This is a genomic window from Pseudoalteromonas byunsanensis (assembly GCF_001854475.1).
Taxonomy (GTDB): Bacteria; Pseudomonadota; Gammaproteobacteria; order Enterobacterales; family Alteromonadaceae; genus Pseudoalteromonas; species Pseudoalteromonas byunsanensis.
Map to the genome: position 1 here is coordinate 247,652 of NZ_MNAN01000037.1, position 20,279 is coordinate 267,930.

A 20,279-nucleotide genomic window follows, 5' to 3' on the forward strand; every position below is an offset into this window, starting at 1 on the left:
TTGGGTTACATCACCAACTAGGTTGGCCAAGTTACGTAAATCGGTTTTTCCATCCAAGGCAACTTAACTATCGAATACGACAACGGCGAGCGGCTGATCAAAATGTCATACACGCGTTTTTCGACTATCAAATCCCAATGATCTGGTGCTTCGGTTAGGGTGCCACTGCGCACTAACCAGTTTCCTCTAAATCCATCTACTGACGTTTTGCCTATTGCAGGCCAGTAGTTACATACCGCTTCAATTAGGCTGTGTATGGTATCTATTTCACTTTGTGGGAGCGTAATACCCGCTTCAACAGGGTGTGTTACTCCATGACCACACAACAGCTTGTTTAAAACTAAATGATGCTCTTCGGTCGTGCTTTGCCCTGTGACCAAAAACTGTAGGTAATGAACCGCAGCACGCTGCTTTTCCTCGCTGATAAATTTGTCGTCACTGACCAAACCTAAACGATCGAATAAATGCGGAATAAAGCTTTGTATCAGTACCAACCCTGCGTTGGGCACACTCATGGGGAATTCTGTGGGCTGCTCAGGCGCTTCGCAGGCCTCTTCACGTAATATGCGATCTAGCGTTTCATGTTGTAGTGATGAGTTATCCGCTTGCCTTCTGGTACTGTGACGGTAGCGCGTCAACTGCTTACGTAACTCACTCAGAGCATTCATTACATGCGTAAAGTTTGGTAGTTCATCATGATTTAGTATCGTGAGAAGCTCTGCTGCACTGCACGCTTGACGCTGTACAAGTAGCCAACACACCGATTGCAGGAGTGATTCTGCACTTAACTCTACTAACTCATCTTTTGCCAAACTTGTTAGCAAACATAGCAGCATGTATTGCTCACACTCTTGTGGGCTTAGGGCAAGTCCAAGGCGGTTAAACGTATTGAGCAAACGCAGTACATCGTTGAACATATTGCTGTGTGATTGAGACAATTTATCTGCTCGATTGAGCGTATCAAGCAACATGGTTAATGTGGTGTGATTAGCAATACGTGCCAGAACGATTTCGTTGCCAAGAAGTGGCTGCACAATATCGCACCACTGTTTTGGCTTGTGCAGTTGCATATCATCTAACAGTCGTGCACCACTAAAAGTACCTTGTTGAGCAATAAAATGTGGCCGACTACCGTGCTGTAGCCAGTGCGACATAACGGCTTTAATATCAGTGCGATTGAGGTATACCCCACTAAGGTCTTGTATCCATTTACCAGCACTTCCCCTCTCAAAGTGGTCCACATCAGGGTGCGAAGTTGCAGTTTGGTCGCGTTCCAAGTGTTCAGTTTTTGCATGGTTTTCTTGTTTGGGAGAATTTACCCTCTGCTGTGCTATGCGCTTAACGCGTTGTTCTGAAGGTGACTCTTGGGCCGATAAATTCTGAGCAATGGCCTTAAAGCTACCTTGATGTGTTACACGCTTAAGGATACTCAAAACACGCTCTAACGATGATTTAGGCTGCATGAACTGATGTTCATGTGCTATCGAATAACGCTCAAACTGTGCCACCCCTTGAGTTAAATTCAGAGCATGTGCCTGACTCCACCTCAAGATAAGTGCTGCAACCAGTTGTTCAACCTGCTCAATAGATATGGTTGCGGCCTTTAGAGAACTCGTCGAGGTGTTAAGCGCTGCATCAAAATGCTGCGCCATCAACTGCCAGAACAATTGTTTGATATGCTGTATATCGTGTTTTCGAGCCAAAAATTGCCCTACGGGAGACAGGCCATTGCGATTATCCGCCTCTTCAATCGCATGACATAACCAAGTTTGTAATTGATGGCACCACCTATCGCAAGCACCTATATCTTGCCACATGGCAGGTAACAAGGGAGCTAACCACCTTCTTACCAATGAGCTTTTAAATAGCCCGTCAAAATGCCCTGATGTGATATTCATGGCAGCAGCTTTTTGTACCATCATAAGAGCGAGCTTGCTCTCTTGTTGACGCAATCGCTGGATCAATGTCTCGATCAGCTCATCATGTTTCACCGCGCTAACAGGCTTCATAGCCTCATCTATAGCTAATCCCTTGGCTGAATTGGCTGAAGCACTTGCTAGATACAAGCGATATAACCAGCGCATCTTAGTCGCCATGTCAAAAGGGTTTAACAGCCAATCAAGTAAGCTTTTATGATCCCTAACCATGTGTAAGCCGTGAGTAAAAGCGCCATTTGTGCCCCTCATTGCCAACAAACATGCAAACAATTCGCTCATTGGCTGCGAAGGCTGTCGATGGGAATATCGAATGGCTTGTGCAAGGGACTGCGGCGCTTTTTTGGGTAAGGTAACTGACTTGACGAGCAAAGGTGTCGAGTGTTCGCGTGTCATTGTCATCACACCGATAGGCGCTATCTGTTTGGCTGAAGATGCCCATATTTGGCGTTTAAGTGTATCTTGCTCTGCTTTGACTAAAACCTGCTGTAACGCCTTTAGTGATAGGGCTGACCTTGCCAGCGAGGAGCTTTGACCCACTGCAACTCCAATCACGGGTTCCTCAGCGCTGAAATATTGCAATTGTTGCAAGCTGCCAGAAAGTGACGTTGCTCGTGCCAATTGTATTGCTAAATAGCGATACAGCTGCCTTACAGGCAGAGCAAAATGAGTTGCAAGATAATGAGTAAGCTCACTGACAAATTGTGATTCTTTGAACTCAAATGTATTTGCAGCACTTGTTACTTCGAGTTGTAAGCCCCCTTTACAAACAAAATCTGCGCAGAGCTTTAGTACCATTGCCACTGGTAACTTAAAACGTATAGCCAACGCCTTAAGTGCTTTTATTTGGCTATAACTTAACGGTGAGTAGATCACATGCTCTGGCACATTGCTATTGCCTGTTGATACAGTGGCTAGATCTGTAAATTGAGTATTTAAAGCGCCTTTAAGACACTGTATCAAAATGTTATCTAGTGGCTGATGAGATAGGCTATGTTGCTGCACGTTTGAGCACATTTGCTGTAGCAATGCGTTCTGAGACACTGCAAAACGCTGCGCAATGTCGTGAGTGGTTTGTATAAACCACTGCTCAAGGCTGTGTACTTGTGTTTGGTTCATCAAGCTAAACACCACACTTTCCAGCAACGCTATTAGCGATCCGTTGTGTGCAGACCAAGGCATCAATCCTTGTTTTTGCCAGTCAAGCAAAGCGGTTATCAACTGCATCGACTGCGTAGCATGGTTAGGCGACAGTGCGCTCAATAAATGTTTAATATCATGCAAAGCAACAACGCTTGAAGACGCCATCGCTGCCACCAATTTTTGTGCAAGCAAGTAACGTTGTGACACTCCTAAATTGCTACGTTTTAGCAAAGTAAACAATGAACGAGGGCTAGCGAGTGGACGTACCATGACCATCCCACGTACCGCTTGTTGCCAGCTAAGGGAGGCAAATTGTCCTAACAAAGCGCTGTGTTGCACTGAGCTTTGTTGAGTCTGCACGTCGATAAGCGCCTGATAATGACGCAACCAAAGAGCATCATTATGTTGCGCTTGTTTAGCTTGCTGCTGTTGTAAGTCAGCCAAAATAGTGAACAGTTCATACTGCTGCCCCGCTTTACTTGGCATACTGCTGGTTTGTTGTAGCATCAACAAGATTAGATGATAATCTACACCAAAGTGCTGACTCACTCCCGTGAGGGTAGTATGTACAAACTGTCTGCGATTAAAGTAACTGCCCCGATTGACAAACAAATATGCAAGCAATACGCGCCAAATAAGTGCGGGATCTAAATGTTGCTCTCTAAGAAGAGCTTGAGTGTGAGACACATGGGCTAAAATAAACTGCGTATCATGTGGAGCGACCACTTCCACAATATGTGCGAGCTGCTGCTCATCAAACTGCTTCACAATATGCAACCGAACAGCTTCGGTCTGCCCTTCATGCTTAAGTACCTGCGCCATTTTACTCGGCCCAACCTGTGCAAGTCGGATGAACAACTCAGTTAAATAATAGGTATGGCTTTGATGTTGTGTACTGGTTTGTTTAGCGTGTAATAGCTTTGAAAACAGCGACCACAAGTTCGCTTCATCATCAACCTTAGAGGGGGCTGTTTGCTGTCTCTGCTCACTGTGTTGTATATCTACCAGCACTTGTAAAAATTGCGGTGCGACCAGCCCTGTTTCTTGCATGTTCTTAGCCACACAGCTCAGCTGCGCTAATAAATCATAAAAAGAGATTTGGTAATGCTGCGCCATTTGCCAAAGTGTTGCCTTCACAAATTGTGAGGTATTAAATAAAGTCCCTCTGTCCACCAGCAAGTGCGTTAAGATCCAATACCATAAATGTGTTTGCAGATGACTATCTTTAGGGATGAGACTCTGTGATTGACGCTGCGCAAGTATGACATTGTCCGCATAACTACAAATAAACTGTGCGTTCCACGGTTCAAGTACTTGCACCGTTTTACGGGTTCTGGCCTCTCCCCATTGCCAAACTATGCGCCGTCTCACAGCGTCTAGGTGGCCTACGTCTCGAAGCACAGATGCCACAGCATTTGGTTGCTGGCTCATTTGAGAGTCAACAACATGTAACGGGCTATTGTTGCCCACCACCCACCAAGGCGTGACGCCATACAGTAAAAACCAACGCAACAATGCCAACTCAGACTCGCCCTGTGCAACAATAGTCAGCTTGTTTCCTTTACCACCTTTTGACTCGGTTCCATACTGCTGAAGCATATTGAGTAACGCTTGTTCAACAGCTGCTGCGACTTTTTGTGATAACTGGGTATCCAACTCATTTAGTGTCAACGACCCCAAATCTATATGCAATTGTTCAATACGCCACGTCTGGCCACTTGGGCAATAGCGTTCAAACACACTATTAAGCACACTTGGTAATATCTGATTGCTCCACTGGCTTAGCGCATCTTGTAGCTGGGTGACATTCGATTGGTCATCAAAACTGGTCTGCCACTGGCACTGACCTATCATATGCTTAGACATCATCATTGGGCACCTCCGTGAGCAATTGGAGCTTATCTTTTAGCCCATCCGATAATGCCTGTTGTGCCGTTTGCGAACCCACAACAGGATGACGTTCAATCAAACGCTGCTGATTAAACCACTGACAATAATTATCAATCAAATCAATGAATTGGGTAACATTGGCTGTCAATAGATCAAGCGTGACATGACTTGGCCAATGCAACTGTTGGATCGCTCGAATGAAGTAAATAAATTTCGACTGATTGACCAAAGAAACATAATCAGGCAGTACTATTGAGGAGGTTAAATAATACCAGTCATCGCTATCTGCGCTTTGTGATGAAACTTGCACCGCAGCGCTTTGCAGCAAAGTATGCTCAATAAGCAAAACCCCTTTCCTATAGCCACTTAACCAAGCCAATTGATCAATATATTGCTGTATGTCAGCAACCTGCCATGATGACCCCGGATTTGGTAAGGCCATAACCTGTTTACCGCTGATACTTATGTTCAGCTGTGTAGCGCCACGCTCAGCCACAATGTCATCAATATTAAAGGATGCCTGCCCTTCTTGCTGCGATTCATCGGTGCTTAAAACATCCGTTGGTTGTCCCAACCAAGTCACAAAATCAGGATCATTGACTAATGTCACCAATGCCGCTGCAAGTGTGCGTAAATGCAAAGCAAAGCCCATCAACAAATCCAGTTTTAATTCAAATACACTGAAATTCGCAAAGTCTTGTGTGCTGAGTTTGCCATAAGCATCTAACGCCTGTGCATCGTATTGACCATCAAGCATTAAACGTTGCTGGGAATTGTCCAATAACAGTTGATTGCCATCGCTCAGTGGTATAGTCACCGCCAAGGCACGGCTCTGTTTGAGCACTTTAGCGGTATCTATTTTACTTTCTTTGCCCTTGGCTTTAGCATGCTTTTTAGCCTGCTTCACAAGTAAGGTGGCTATCATACGCGCCAATTGACCTTTATCGCTGAACCCTTGTTGATAAACACCACTAATGATCTTGCCAAAATCATTACTCTTGGTGGCGATCAATTGCTTGTAATGTTTGAAACTCAACCGGTAGCGCCCCGGGGTTGGCAAAATTTGCGCGAATATAAATTGTAATGCCTGGGCTCGGCGGTAGCTCAGCTGCTGCAAATTTTGCATCCAGATCGATTTGATTATGATGCGAGTTTGCAACCGGCTCCCGTACCATTGAGAGGCATCAATGATGTCATCATATAAATCAGCAGGTTCGCCCTGACGTGCTAATAGATGACTCAACATAGTGTCTCGACGCAGCTGTGCCTCTTGCTGGTTTTCTATTATCTCACTCAAACCGTGATTGTATTGATTAAATGGGTCGTCTTTGAAACGTTGCCATACCAGCGTACTTCTTTGTGCAGCATCACTTGGGTCATCTGGGTAGAAAAATTGATAATGCTGCTGGCCCTTTAACAAGGCCTGCACATCCGGCACGTCATACAGAGGTTGATAAAAATAACTGCGAATAAAGCTCTGGCTTGGGATAGCTGGCGGCATAGGTGCGCTCTGAGCTTGGCTTTGCTGATAAAACTGCTGTTGAGAAGTCGGAACAATATCAAAACCAAAAGTAAACAGATTGCTTAAATTAGCCAATTGCGAAAACTGATTTGCCAACACCTGATCAAATAGCAACAAATAGCCCTTGAGCTGTCGAGATTGTGCGATACGGTGTGCAGAAGCATCAGACTCTAGTGAGTTGATTCCCACCGCATAAATGTCCGGAAAGGTATTTTGAATTGAATAGTAACTTTCAATGTCACGATAGCGTCCAGTAGGTTTTTTCGGTGTTAAATCTACCTGAGAAGCAATACTTTGATTTTGGCAGTGCGCTTCAATTTGCGACAACAAGTTGGTCTGCTGCCAAGGTTGCATATTTAGCGGTGCTTGATGCTGTATCAGTGTGAAATCCGCGCCTAATTCCAACTGCGCAATTTCGTCCGCGGCTATCGAAACTGATTGCACATCATCTTGTGCATTTAAGTTGAACGACTCAACGGCGGTTACACCGCTTACCTGACTTATCAAGGTGATCAACTCAACCTTTTGGATAACACTACGTTTACTGCCTAAAGGGTTATCACCCAACATCCAACCATTTTGTAATCTAGGACCATCAAATATTTGCTCTGCCGACTCCCCTTGTGTTCGCGCCTGCTGATAGCCCGCTTTTTTCACTTGAGGACTAACATAATCACGCAGTACCTGCATAATTTCTACATGCACCTGCTCGGGATCAGCATCCTGCGTCAGTAACACTTCACCACTTAGCGTCACGGTATTTTTTCGCAGAACCTGCGGCATTAAAAAGTACTCACCCAAATTGCGATGCTTATTTAACAACTGATAAACCGCACTGCACAGTGCCTGTTGCACCTGTGGCGCTACAGTTTGTTGGGTAAGGAAATGAGGAACGTAGAGCCACACCTGATACAGTCCCGTCAACTGCTCGTGCAAACTTAGCGGCTGCAAATACACGTTGTTAATTTCACTGATGCTATCGACCACCAGTTTACGATAATCACCTATGCTGACAGGGCCTGTCGTTAAAATTTCATCAATCGCATAGAACTGTTGTTGATAGTCAATGCTACCGTCAGGTTGCGTCAATACATCGACAATATCAAAGGTATTCACATACCCCAGTTCGGTTAGTGCAAAAACAATTTGCTCTAGAATCGTAACACCGGGGTCGCTATCGTTGTAATTACTCCATGATGATCCCGCCAGTGCTTTGAGCGAAGTAATGCCTGCGTTTTTTAAAAACGTAAATTGCAACGCTTTAGGCAATGGCCCTGCACTGATGCTGTTTTGATGCACCAAGCTATCTAGTGACATGGCTGCGGACTCGCTCATACCCCCGCCTCCACCAAAGTATTCATCGGTAGGGTCACTGTTTGTGCGCCACCTATGTCACCATTGAACATGGTTTCACTCGAAGCCCTTACAAACGTAAAGTTGTGTTTGCTGGCGGGCACAAAAATTGCGCTGTCGCTGCTTGGTGAAATCGTATCTGTTTGCAACGCTGTTTGTTTGGCCGCAGGCTGAGCCTGTGCAGAAACTATTGGGTCAAATGGAGTTGTTAGCGGTGAAATATCCAGCCTTTGAATCGCTTCTACTTGCTTAAAACTGGCTATATATGCTGCTAAACCTGCTTTGCTCAAGCCACTATTTAAGCAATATTGCGGTTGGTTAGCCTCTACCCAAGGCGCCAAATAAATATTCACCCCAGCCGTCAGCGCTAAGTTTAAATCGTTAATATTGGTGTCTTTACTAACCACCAGCTCAGCCGTGATAACAATTGTTTCATGTGCCAAGTTGCATACCTTGACCTGCGTCATTGCTGATACCCGGGCAGCTAAATAATCGGTGATTTGTAATTGATACGCCTTAGGCATTACGGGAGTAAATGCGTTGGCTTGTTCAGGCGAAGTGTAGTGCTGAACCACACCGAGAGTTACGGTGCCCGCTTTTGAAGAGGTCAACAACTTAACATAGAAAACCCCATTGTATGCCTGCTGCGCAAGCATACAATAATCCCAATCACTGCTCGCTCGATTTTTCGTTTTCAGTCTCAGACTAACACGCTGTTCAAACTGACTGGTGTTTTCAGCCGAGCGGCCCACAATTGAAGCAAATGGTTGCGTGACTTTACTGATCGCTGCGATTTTAGAGGCTGGGGCCGTGATTTGTTCAGCTTGTATACTAGGAACTGTCCCAAGCGGTAAAGCAATTGGCGCACAGCGCTGTACTTTGACCGCTTGAGTATTGCAATACACACATTGCACTTTTCTGGGAGTCTGTTGTGTCAACATCAGCCAAGTGGTGTTTGTTGTTTTACCCTGAGGTTTTGGCCACAACGGCGAATCTAACGCGACATCTTGCATCAGATCCAATTCAATAATGCCAGAGCGAGTCAGCGCTCGGGTTTCATCCTCAAGCACATTAACCGCTTTCCAACCGCTTGCACTCCAGTAAAAAATATCAACCTGATTAGGCTGAAGATCACCACTGATATCTTGCGCAAGTTCCACAAACAAACTGAGCCTACACGGCGGTTCAACCTGTGCAAGTTGCATGTATAAACTCAATGCTGGTTGACTAACCCCCTGATATAACGCTAAGCCTTGCTGGGCACTATCCGACACCGCATGTTGCTCAGATTGTAGGGTTGGTGCAGAGGGTATTTCTGGCTGTAACTTCAAAGCTCGTTCATCAACACTAGGCGTGGCTTGCCCTGCTAACTGGCAAAAATACAGATAGGTTTGCCAAGGGCCAATGTGTTGCAACGCAAATCCTTGCTGCAAACTCACCGTAGACGATGTGAAGTCAATGCTCTGCACAGCCTCATAAGTCATTGCTACGCGCTTGGCTTGCAACTGTAAAGGAGGATTGGGCATTGGTTCAAGCTTGCCTTTTTTCGAACCAAACAACTGTGCCGCCGAGTTAATCGCCTTGATGATAATCGAAAACACCCCCGACATCGCTATAAGAATTTGCGCATTTTTCAGACTGACATTATTGACAACCGCGCCATAGAGCTGATCACCAAAACCTTGCGCTGGCCCCGTTAGCGTCATCCTCAAGCTCGGATTCTTATTACTGGCAATATCTGTTGCGTTGATATTTGCACATTGCAATGACGGCGAAAACGTAAAAGCAAATTCACTCGCTTTAGCATTACTACTGGCACTGGTCTGCGCGAATAGCCCATTTTTAGGTTGCACTGGCGCTGGGTCACTCGCAGTCGCAGAAGGGTCATTATCAGGATCAGCTGTCACACTATCGGCACTTGATAACTCACTAGACTCAACATCGTGTGAATTATCCATGTTATCTAAACCTAATGTCGGTTCGGTGCGCTCAGTTAAAGCGGTTGGGCCTTTTTTCGGCTGCTGAGCAGTCGTTGGGGTAGTCGGAACAGTATCAAGATCAGCGGGTAACGTGAGCGTCGCCGCTGCATCTTGCCAGCCTGCAGCTTGATAAACGTTCCAAGCAACAGTAAAGACACTGTTTGTATAGGCTACCGCATCACCTACCTGAGCGCTGTTATTGTTGATGTAGTCATTGTAAGCACTGTAATAAACAGTGAAATCGTCAGGTACGTTATCCCAGTCAATATGCACCGTGAGGGATGTGACAGGCTTTGCAAAGGCTTCTGGATAACTGAGGTAGAAGTGGCTATCAACCTTCGGGCGTGTACCAAGTATGTACATTGCTTTGTTGTTCGTTAGCAGACCGCTGTCATTGCTTGGTGCCAACATTTCACTGTCTTGTACTGAAACATTAATCGTAATATTCAATAAGCGTGGCTGTGATTGTAAATCGACGCTGTTGGGCAGCATCACTTTACAATAAGGCATACTCAAAGGGTAATCTGACTGAGGCTTTGCGAATGTTGTTATCGCCGCAAAGCTACTGCTAAAGGTTAAGGTAAGCTGTAATTGTTTGCTGCCAGAAGATGACCAAAGCGCTGAACTAACTTGGCTGGTATGCAATGCCGGGTCAAAGGGCAAAATGTCCAACCACCCTTTTGCACCTGATACAGCGACCTGCGCATCTTCATAGTCAGCCAGCGCAATATTATTAGCAAAATTTAAGGTCAGTATAACCTTGCGAGTTCCTGCATTTAAAAACAGCATATCACTGGCTAGCGCAAATCCCTGCTGAACTTTCTCCCCTTGTCCACTGGCAAACCAGTTGCTGGATAGTACTCGGCCCGTCTGATCGGTTCGAACTAGGGTGCTATTAGCATATGTTTGCAAGTATTGCTGCATTGCATTGCCCGCTCTACTGGTTGGGCAGTAACTCACACCACACATACCAACAATGGAGGTGTGGTTGAGTTCTGTTTGCTGAGTCGTAGCAAACAATACGGGAGATTTGTCTGGATAGACACCCGCCGCAAAAGCGCTCCCCGCTGCTAATTCATAGCTTGAAACCGATTTGTCTAATGTCAAACACAGATAAGTATAATCTGGCTGTGCTTGTGCGGGTGCTTGTTTTAGTAGGTTCTTATAATAAAAATCTAAGTGCTTTTGGGCATACTGATTAAATTCTTGTTGTGAATACTTTAACAACTGATTGGCTACGATAATCAAGCTAGTATCAGGAAAGTCGTTTTGTTGTATCACCATCTCGTAAAAAGCAGGTTTAGCGCTTTGGATCACCTGTACAAAGAAACGATAAACCTGTTGATATATTTGCTCAAGCCTCTGCAATGCGTCTAGTGGACTTTGCGCACTCATGGTATTTTTGATGCGCTTATTGGTGAACCAGTTTGGATTAAAGTCACTAAAGCGTGAATCACTGGGCTTTGGCACACACCCTATTAGTTGGCTCGACAAAAAGTCTTGCAGCGCCAAACGCTGCCACAACTGCTGGCCTATAGGGCCCGTGACTTGCTGTAAAATATAGTCGCGTAAGTCAAAGTCTACGGTGCTTTTCTCTAGATATCCGACCCAATTGTTGATGGCTTCAAAGACCTGGTCGATGACCAAAAGTAACTGGGAAATACAGTGATTGTTTAGGTTTTGTGGCAGGCTTAGAGGCTGTTCGTCTTCAGTTTTATGTTGTTGGCTTAACCATATTTTTACTTTTTCTAAAGACCCTATTATTTGATTAAACCTAAAATACATCGGTTGATATGCTGTTTTGCTTATCACGGCCAATAAGATCACTGGATCTTTTAGCACCACAGAACGCCAATCTCCCGATGGCTGATTTTGCTCATCGTAAAACAAAACTAACTCAGACAAGGATGCAACAAATGCGAGGCGATCACGAATATCACGCCCATCCAACGCAATAGCGTTGGGGTCTAAGCGAGCATTAAGCTGCGCCTGCATTGCTACAAAGTCGAGCCGATTACGCACCTTGCGCCCTCACTGCCAAGTTAGTGCCTTCCAAAATTGAAAATGGAAACACATGGTTATGACGTGTATTTGTTTGCTTGATGGTATATATAATACTTATCACCACCAGAGATTCCTCACCCGTGGTGTAGCTAACACTCACATCGTCTACCAAAATTCTGGGCTCATCATTGAGTAGGGTGTAACGCACTGACTTTTCTATTTCTTCTTTAAGCGTCGCATCTTGGGAACGAAACAAAAAGCTACTGAGTTGACTGCCGTAATACGGCAACAAACTACGCTCGCCGCGCCGTGTTTGTAGTATCAAGTCTATCGACTGGTTAATATTGTCCTCACCCTCGCTCATCGCGACCTGATTGGAGACGCTAGAAAACATTGGCGGAAATTGCCAACCACGTCCCAGAAACTGGCTCTGATGTGCTGATGTTGATTTATCACTCATAAATTACCCCCCTATCATCACAGTAAAATCCCCTAACACAATGGAACCACCATGTGCGGTGTTGTCGCCGATACGCGCCGCTGGCATACCACCGATAAGCACGGTTGCTGAGCCCTTGATAATGGTATCTGGAGGGCCTACACAAACCAGCATGTCACCCACTCTGGCAGCGGGCAGTTTGCCAATTAACACCGTAGGGCACCCTGGCCCCGCGATAGGCCCACCAACATGAGGAATTGGCGGTACACCTGGCGTCACCATTGGACATTCATGAAAATCTGTAAGTCTGGCTGCTGGTGGCATAATTTCATCCAATTAATTAATCATCACTATGGCGCCTTTGAGCGTCAGCTCTGCACCGCCTTGAACCTGTGCTGTCGCAGATCCTTTTGCGCTGAACTGCACATCAGCCTCGGCATTGACATTGAGCCCAGAGACTTTCACATCGCCTGACTCCGCTTGTACATTAACGCCCATAGCGCCTTTAATATTAACCGACTGATCTGCCTGAATATTGATGCTTTTAGGGCTTTTGATATCAATGCCTGATTCACTCATCAGTATGCTGTTGTCATTCTGATCAGATATCTTGATTTGCTTACTTTTGTCATCCAACACTATGGTGTTGTTAGCATCCGTAGTAATGGTGAGAATGCTTTCTTTATCGTCAAAAACGATCCGCAAGTTGCTTTTAGTGACAATGGCTTTCTTACTGTTATCTGAATCGGGTGTTAGTTCGCTATAAGGCTTGCGATTCTCGCTATAGACACTGCCGACTATAATCGGAAAACGAGGGTCTTGATTTAAAAAGCCCACTATCACTTCATCACCTATTTCAGGTAGGAAGAATGCGCCGCAACCGCTGCTAGAATAGAAATTGGTTAATCTTGCCCACACGCCTTTCCCCTCATCGTTATAAAGGGGTAATTCGACTAAAATTCGATATGCATTATCAGGGTCTTCATCGATTTTCTTAACCGTGCCGTTGTATAACCCGCCAATTCCAGGTAGCAGTCCCGCAGCTTCGGGCGCAGTAACGTCATGTTCTTGCACAAACCACACTGGCGACAACCCCAACTCCACCGTGGTAAACCAGTTACCATCAGAGAAATCGTGCTCAACACTAGAAATAAAGTGATCACCGTTAAAGCGGGTTCCCATGCCAGCTAGCGTGAGATATTTGCCAACCTGAGCCTTTGCACTGCCTTGAAAACGGGCGTCACCTGTGATTTTTGACAGCTCACTTTTGAGCATCTGTCCTTTGGCCCATTGCGTCAGATTATCGTTATCAACCGCTGCTGTGGTTTGCAACTCAAATTCCGACAACCCAACTACTTCAGCTAATTTTTTGCTACTTAAATTACCAGCACCTGCCACTGAGTTACTGGCCGTTGCTGAAATTATTGCCTGAGATTTAGCATCCCAAGCACTTGATTTAACTTCACTTAACTGAGTAACACTATTGAGTTGAACATTAATATGGTAAAGGTCGTCACCATAAGTGACTGTCATGACTGAGCTGGTATCATCTGTTGGCGAGAACACCGACACTTTACCGTTGATGGTACTGACCACCATACTGTTAACCTCTGCTCGACTAAGCAAAAAGTCCCAATCTGACGTGTAATATTGCACCAATTCAGGTAACTCAACGGATGTACTCGACACGTCGGCACTTAGGCTGTATTGGCCAATCAATGTGCTCATAACGTCACTGTCTTTTTTCTTTTGATAAGCCGAATTTTTGCGGCCAACTGTCATTTTTATAGCTTTGTCACGACATTCAACATTCAACATCGGCCCGCCACCGGGGTTAACCTGTATCATCTGCTTAGTCACAATACCGGTAAATACGGTGCTGTTGGTACCGTCGTACCCCAGGGCAATACTGATCTCATTACCCGGCACAAAGACACTAGAGCTGCTGACAGCAAAGCCCTCTTTCGAGGGGTTTCCATCCAATACTTCGATACTAGCGCAAGCTACACGATTGATGTCTTGCCTGATCACCACGCTATGCACTTGCACCGTATCTGGAATAACCGCCCCTTGTGACTTAATTTCCAGCGTGGCTACACCACCATTGCTACTATTGCTCATGCTTGCTCCCCTTGACTACGTAATGGAGGCGCGCTCAATACACTACCTGCTTTGATATTCCTCAGTTTATTCAACTGATTAAATGCCCCAAGTTGCACATACAAGTCTGGGTCTTGATAAACCTGCTGACTGATCTGTGGCAAGCTATCTCCTTCTACAACCGCAATACGGTGGGTAAGATCTGGTGACTTTTTATCTTCTTCTTTTGCAGCGGTAGATGGGTCTAGATAAGAGGTAAAGCGCAAAGACACTTTGGCGCGAAGGGCCGTGCCATCTGGTTTAAAAAAGGTGTAGTTGGTATCAAATGCAGTAAGCACCCCCTGAAATGACAACCCCTGCCCCCAATAAACGATGACATAGTTTGGTCGGTGTATATCGCCGTTATAGGTGTAGACCACTTTTTGTAGTTGATTTAGCTCTGTTGGCATATCGGTGCGTGTGGAATCAACTACACCAGTGCAATCAACCACCAAATCAAAACTAAGCTTTTCACCGGGCGTGGAACGATATTTAGAAGAGAGCTTTCCCGAATCTGGTGCCTGCTCTTCATTATAATTTATGCTGCGGTCCAGCTTGATTTGCTCTGGATTAAGCATAACAACATACTCATCCACCTTAGAGGTAAATTTTTCATCGCTGTATGCGACTATGCGCATTTTCTTTAAACTACCCACGCCTTTATCTCCGTGCTTAAGTAATGTCTTAGCGCTCTAACATTTTTTGCCGCTGTTTGAGGCCAAGCTGCTTGACGCACTCTTGTACAATTTGTTGCTTTAGCTGCTGTAATTGTTGCTCTGTAAGTTCATGTCCAGATGTTTCTTTGTGACCATGAATAGCGGTTTTAATCACCAACTCTCTAATTTCAACGGCCATGCTCTGACTCCTCTCGTTGCTGTTATGAAAAGTACTAGCTACGCGTACAAGTCCATTTGTGGTGAGCGACTATCTTCAACTTCAAAATATCGGTAGGAAAACTCGAGTGTTTCTATAAATACCTCACCATCTTGCGATTTCAGGTCGCTCGCCGACCACTTCACAGGATAGGCAGCTATGAAATCCCACTGCATACTAACGTTGCCCTTTTCATCCAATAACCGCACTTTAATATCTTTGGTTTGAATGGGATTCGCCAAACCATCGTCCAGCGTATCTTTTACCCAGGCAATTAACGAAGATTCGTCAGTTGTCACACCTCGCTTGAGCACTAGATTTGAAAAGGTCGTCATGGTGGGTAGACGGTATTTAAAACGGTTCTCACCACCACAGACCACATCTTCGCTTCCCATCTCCTTGCTCAATCCCAGTACTTCCTGAAAAGCAGCATCACTGCTGCCCATCCCTGAGATTGAAACGCTGAAGTAAAAGCTGGTTTGCAGATTATGAGCCATTGGTCACAATCAACTGTTCATGCGCTATTTCTAACGTATCAACGGCTACTTCATTTCCATCCGACTTCAGATCAGTACCTGTGATTTTGGTCGGCCAAGCATTATTAAGCTGCCATTGCATGGTGGTTTTACCATCCTGATCAAGTAATTTGATCAACACCGTGCGACGCTTAATCGTGTTCATTTCAATTTCATCCATCCACTTCCAGAAATTGTTGTCATTCACAAAAATGCCACGCTTCATAGTGATATTGCCGTACTTAGCAATGCCAGGCATTTTGATTGTGGAGAACAAAGTACTGTTACTGTGACGGTATTCGATCACTTGAACTTCTTTGTCCATCCCAGAGACTTCCTGAAAAGCCACTTTTTGTAGTTCCGTTCCAAGGTCAACCTCGAAACGGAACTTGGGCATTGGCCACGTGCTGCCTTCTTTGCTGCCGTCATCTGCCATGGTATTTCCCCTTATATTTTTTCTATAATTTGGTTAAACATAACTACCTCAGCGCTGCCTATTAGCCTGACTTAGCCATTTCCTGTTCGAATGTGATCACAATAAATTCTGCTGGGTGAACAATCGCTACTTTTACCGACACTTTCATAAAACCGTTGAGAATATCGTCACTGGTCATCGTGGTGCCTAAACCACACTCAACCTGAAACGCATCTGACGCTTTAGAGCCTTGTAGACCACCTTCTTTCCAAATACTCATTAGGAAGCTGCCAATTTCGCTCTTAACCGCGCCCCATGTGTTGATATCATTAGGTGCAAACACATAAGCTCGAGCTGCCAATTTGCATGATTGCTCCAAGAAGGTCATGGTGCGGCGTACCGATACATAGCGCCAATCTTGAGAGTTACCATCAAGCGTTCGCGCACCCCATACCAAAATACCTTGACCATTGAAAAAGCGGATCGCGTTGACTGATTTACCCGACACCGCATCAACGTTCAGGCCTGCCTGCTGCGTGTCATTTAAGCGAATAGGTAATGATGATGCGCCGACAATACTGGTGTTCGCAGGTGCTCCCCATACGCCTTTAACATTGTCATTAACGGTATAAACACCCGCCATTCCGCCACTTGGAGGCAGCAAATTGGCATCAGTCAATACGTGATTAACTATTTGCACATAGGTTTGCGACGCATTCAACAGAGCAGCATTTAGCTGTGAAGTAGTCATCGAGCCATCATCCGCTTCAATCATAGAAATGATTTTCGAAGCTGTTGGATTTGGCGCAGATGGAGGATTCAACAATGGCTCTAACTGCTTAACGTCACCGCCAAATAAATTGGTGTAGTTAATTTCTGACGATTGCATGACAGTGGTGCCAATGAATGGATAATATGCAACGCCATAATTCAAGCTATTTGAACCGGTATTGTTTCTGAACGTTTCTATATCATTCGTGTAGGTAATTGGGTCGGGAGTATTACCGCCAATAATGTCAAACATACACACAGCGGTTTGCATTTCACCTGCTTGCAGCAGCATTTCTTGCATCAATGTACCGTTGTCGGCAACAGATAATAACGTCGCTTCAGGACAGATATAAATGGTTGGTTCCTGTTCATATTGCAACAAGTCTAAGCCACTTTTTAAGTCACTGAGCTTAACATTAGGGTTAACAATTTGCGCACCAACGGTACCTGGCTTACCTGATGATGGACCATAGGTTCCTACAGACACAATGTACGCATCGCCGCCGCCATTTTGATAAAACAGACGTACACTGTTGTATAAATAATAAATACTGTTTGGATCAGGCACTATTGAATAATAGCTACCAGAGAGCATCATATAATCGCCGGAGGTTGGTTTTTCTTTTTGCTCTACTAAGTAGTATTCAGGGCTATATTGCGAGGCTGGATCTGCCGGAGGTGGCGGACTCCCCTTCATGTAAATAGACTGAAACTCAGCGAATGAGGTAATTTTTTGTGCCTTGTTGAAGTAAGACTTGCCCTGATACTCAGCCGTTGGCGTATAACCAATAAACGCAGGTACCGCCGTTGCGACGGGGACCACTGAGTTCGGGAAGGCATTGACTTCATCAATGTACACGCCGGGTGTTTTAATGTTGGAAGTTACCATAACATCGTTTGCCTTTTGTTCCTGTTTGACTAAATTTCGTTTTCCTTCGACCTATAAAGTGAAGTGAAAACCCTTTTGTGCCGCTACAGTAAGGTGTTGTATATCACTGTATCGACTGGTTTTTTTACGGTATTTCACATGCCATTTTCTAAGCAAACCCCATTTATGGGCTAACCCCAATCAGGCATTACTGGCCTGACGCTAGTGTTACTCAATGGCAAAGTAACCTAGAAATAAACATACATGTGTGACTGTATGCACACCGGGAACGACTCATTCGAATTCATCGGAACTCCAAAGTGAAGCTGATCACTTCTTGGAGCTGGTAACGCGCTAATCACGGTACGCTTGATATAGTGCTCACCAGTACTGTCTAACTTTTGTGTATCAACCAACTCAAAACGGGGTTCTGGAACTTGCTGTAGCGGCAAGTTGAACTCCCCACTATTACTTAACCAAGCTGTTTCACCATCTTGAGTTTTGTAAGAGCTCGGTGTGGAAAATGACACTTCATTTTTCTTATCAACTAATTGAGGATGATATAAATGGGTCTGACCGCGCTGTATTAGGTGATATACCCACTGAGTTTCCCGCGCCGACAGAACTATCTGATAGGACTCAGTGGTCATCAAATCATTAATATTGAATACAATTTTTGCAATTGCGCGATCGACAAATACATCCTGTGTTGCCTCATAAAGCGTATTAACTTGCAACAGGCTCACTCCCTTACCTTCAGACACTGGCGTACTGTTGGCACTATTGAACTGGAGCAGCCCTTTCCAATCCATCGGCAAGTCAGTAAAGGTTACAAAGTCACTTAAAGGTTGTAGCAACCAGAACTCTAATGTCTGAATGTTTTGACTATTTCTTAGGAAGTGCAAAAAATCTGTTTTTGAGGTGTTTTGATAGCCGTATAGGCGCCAAGTTGTACCATCTTTATGTAGCGACATTTGATAGCGGTTTAACCAAAATTGAGTCGTTGAGGTCGCTTGTAACTGAGCATTACTCCACTTTTTGCCTGCGAAGTAGCCATGTTCAAGAAATAAGCTAAACAAGCTAAACATCAAACTGATGCCTCACTATCGACATCTGTTATTGCACCGACACTACCCATTACTTGTAGTGACTGCACCGCAACATGGCGTATTTTATATATAATTGACGGCTGATATTTAGCCCCTAATGCGCTCCATAAGTTATGGGTTTGAGTATAAGGTGAGTTTTCAATTTCAAACTGAAGCTGGAATAAGTCTGAGGGCATGTTAGGAAAGTCTTTTTTCGTCAGTGTCGGGTAGGCCTGAAAGAACGCCACCGATGCACTCAAAAATTTAAGCGCCTCATTATAAGAATCAAAGTGTGCTGTCAGTAATATGTCTAGGTTAAAACGTGTTGTTGGTTGTAACTGCTGAACTTGTGTGGTTTGTACCGTTCGCTGACCGCCATAAAACTGCTTATTTGTTTCATGCTCTAAATTGATCAAAGTAATGACGAGTTTGTTTTGATTCGCAAGTGGAGGCGTACCATTTGATTCAACCAAATGGTTCATAATGACAATGTCGCTATCAAGGGCGAATTTTGTTCTTAGTGTTTGGTTAAGTTGTTGCTCGACAAAACGTAAGGCTAAATCAATCACATCATCCTTCCACCAAAAAATAGCCATCCATGTTAGATACGAATAAACAGCGCAAAAAAGTTAAAGTAGTGTAACCACAATGATAAATAAAGCAATTACACCTCATTACACTATTTACAATATTTTTCATAACTTACTGATTAGATATAGGAAACCCTATGAAGAATGCACGTAAAATAATGATTTTTTGGTATTTTTTAATAAAGACAATAACACCTTAATACTTTATAACTATTTTCATCCCCTTTATATAGATGATAGATAAATGCAAAAATCACAACAAAAAAAATAAAGAGCATATGCTTAGGATCAACCCATATTTTTATAAAAAAGGTTATAAATATAGGTAAGTACACGCTAACAACGTTTCACTGTGACGAATTTTGATACAATTACACACTATGGGCCCGAGATACGACGCAGTACAAAGTAGAACCATAAAAGTGGTATATTGAAGAGGTGCTAAGGACTTAGTGGTATGAATTATATACTAATAATAATTTTCATCGGTACGAGCTGGATAAACTGACCATTCGCCAATGGATGCTCAATTTCACCACCAGCGACAAACAGGTGCTACGAATGTCAGGCAACAAAATTCTTTTGCTCTCGTTTGCTCTTCAGAGGTGGCTAAAATCATGGATTTGATCCCTTTGCGTGTAAAATCAGGTTCAATAAAAAACGCTCTGATTTGGACAACATATGAGTGTAGGACTGGGTATTTCAACACATTCCAAAGCAAAGTATGTATTATCAGTGATAAGCTCAGACCCATTG

The 20,279-nt window shown here is 44.4% G+C and carries 13 protein-coding genes; all 13 read right to left on the bottom strand.

All coding sequences use genetic code 11. From position 1 onward, the window contains the following. Positions 1-17 precede the first annotated feature (17 nt). The 13 genes from BIW53_RS19555 to BIW53_RS19610 all read right to left on the bottom strand — a co-directional run bounded on the left by BIW53_RS19555 (position 18) and on the right by BIW53_RS19610 (position 19,502). The gene (locus tag BIW53_RS19555) at positions 18-4,949 is read right to left on the bottom strand and encodes a contractile injection system tape measure protein (RefSeq protein WP_070993699.1); all 4,932 of its coding nucleotides are present in this window, start codon (positions 4,947-4,949) and stop codon (positions 18-20) included. Further along, entirely contained in the window at positions 4,936-7,824 is a 2,889-nt protein-coding gene (locus BIW53_RS19560; protein ID WP_070993700.1) for a hypothetical protein, read from the bottom strand. Before BIW53_RS19560 ends, BIW53_RS19555 begins: the two co-directional genes overlap by 14 nt. Further along, complete coding sequence (locus BIW53_RS19565; protein ID WP_139158895.1) at positions 7,821-11,843, bottom strand: baseplate J/gp47 family protein; 4,023 nt, start codon at positions 11,841-11,843, stop codon at positions 7,821-7,823. The genes BIW53_RS19560 and BIW53_RS19565 overlap by 4 nt, the downstream gene beginning before the upstream one ends. Continuing rightward, the gene (locus tag BIW53_RS19570; RefSeq protein WP_070993702.1) at positions 11,836-12,285 is read right to left on the bottom strand and encodes a GPW/gp25 family protein; all 450 of its coding nucleotides are present in this window, start codon (positions 12,283-12,285) and stop codon (positions 11,836-11,838) included. Before BIW53_RS19570 ends, BIW53_RS19565 begins: the two co-directional genes overlap by 8 nt. A gap of 3 nt (positions 12,286-12,288) precedes the next feature. Next, positions 12,289-12,588 carry a PAAR domain-containing protein gene (locus BIW53_RS19575; RefSeq protein ID WP_070993874.1) on the bottom strand — a complete coding sequence of 100 codons (300 nt, stop codon included), beginning with the start codon at positions 12,586-12,588 and terminating at the stop codon, positions 12,289-12,291. Between the two features lie 12 nt (positions 12,589-12,600). Next, positions 12,601-14,385 carry a type VI secretion system tip protein VgrG gene (vgrG, locus tag BIW53_RS19580; protein WP_070993703.1) on the bottom strand — a complete coding sequence of 595 codons (1,785 nt, stop codon included), beginning with the start codon at positions 14,383-14,385 and terminating at the stop codon, positions 12,601-12,603. Next, positions 14,382-15,059, bottom strand: coding sequence for a CIS tube protein (locus tag BIW53_RS19585; RefSeq protein WP_217495726.1), 678 nt, complete (start codon positions 15,057-15,059; stop codon positions 14,382-14,384). Before BIW53_RS19585 ends, vgrG begins: the two co-directional genes overlap by 4 nt. Before the next feature lie 28 nt (positions 15,060-15,087). Continuing rightward, complete coding sequence (locus BIW53_RS21005; protein WP_175442174.1) at positions 15,088-15,258, bottom strand: DUF5908 family protein; 171 nt, start codon at positions 15,256-15,258, stop codon at positions 15,088-15,090. A gap of 38 nt (positions 15,259-15,296) precedes the next feature. Further along, positions 15,297-15,773, bottom strand: coding sequence for a phage tail protein (locus BIW53_RS19590; protein ID WP_070993705.1), 477 nt, complete (start codon positions 15,771-15,773; stop codon positions 15,297-15,299). Next, the gene (locus tag BIW53_RS19595; RefSeq protein ID WP_070986053.1) at positions 15,763-16,227 is read right to left on the bottom strand and encodes a phage tail protein; all 465 of its coding nucleotides are present in this window, start codon (positions 16,225-16,227) and stop codon (positions 15,763-15,765) included. Before BIW53_RS19595 ends, BIW53_RS19590 begins: the two co-directional genes overlap by 11 nt. A gap of 61 nt (positions 16,228-16,288) precedes the next feature. Further along, positions 16,289-17,866: a phage tail sheath family protein gene (locus BIW53_RS19600; RefSeq protein ID WP_070993706.1), complete on the bottom strand. Its 1,578-nt coding sequence runs from the start codon at positions 17,864-17,866 to the stop codon at positions 16,289-16,291. A gap of 227 nt (positions 17,867-18,093) precedes the next feature. Next, positions 18,094-18,933, bottom strand: coding sequence for a hypothetical protein (locus BIW53_RS19605; protein ID WP_070993707.1), 840 nt, complete (start codon positions 18,931-18,933; stop codon positions 18,094-18,096). Then, positions 18,933-19,502, bottom strand: coding sequence for a Pvc16 family protein (locus tag BIW53_RS19610; RefSeq protein ID WP_070993875.1), 570 nt, complete (start codon positions 19,500-19,502; stop codon positions 18,933-18,935). The genes BIW53_RS19605 and BIW53_RS19610 overlap by 1 nt, the downstream gene beginning before the upstream one ends. Between the last annotated feature and the right edge of the window lie 777 nt (positions 19,503-20,279).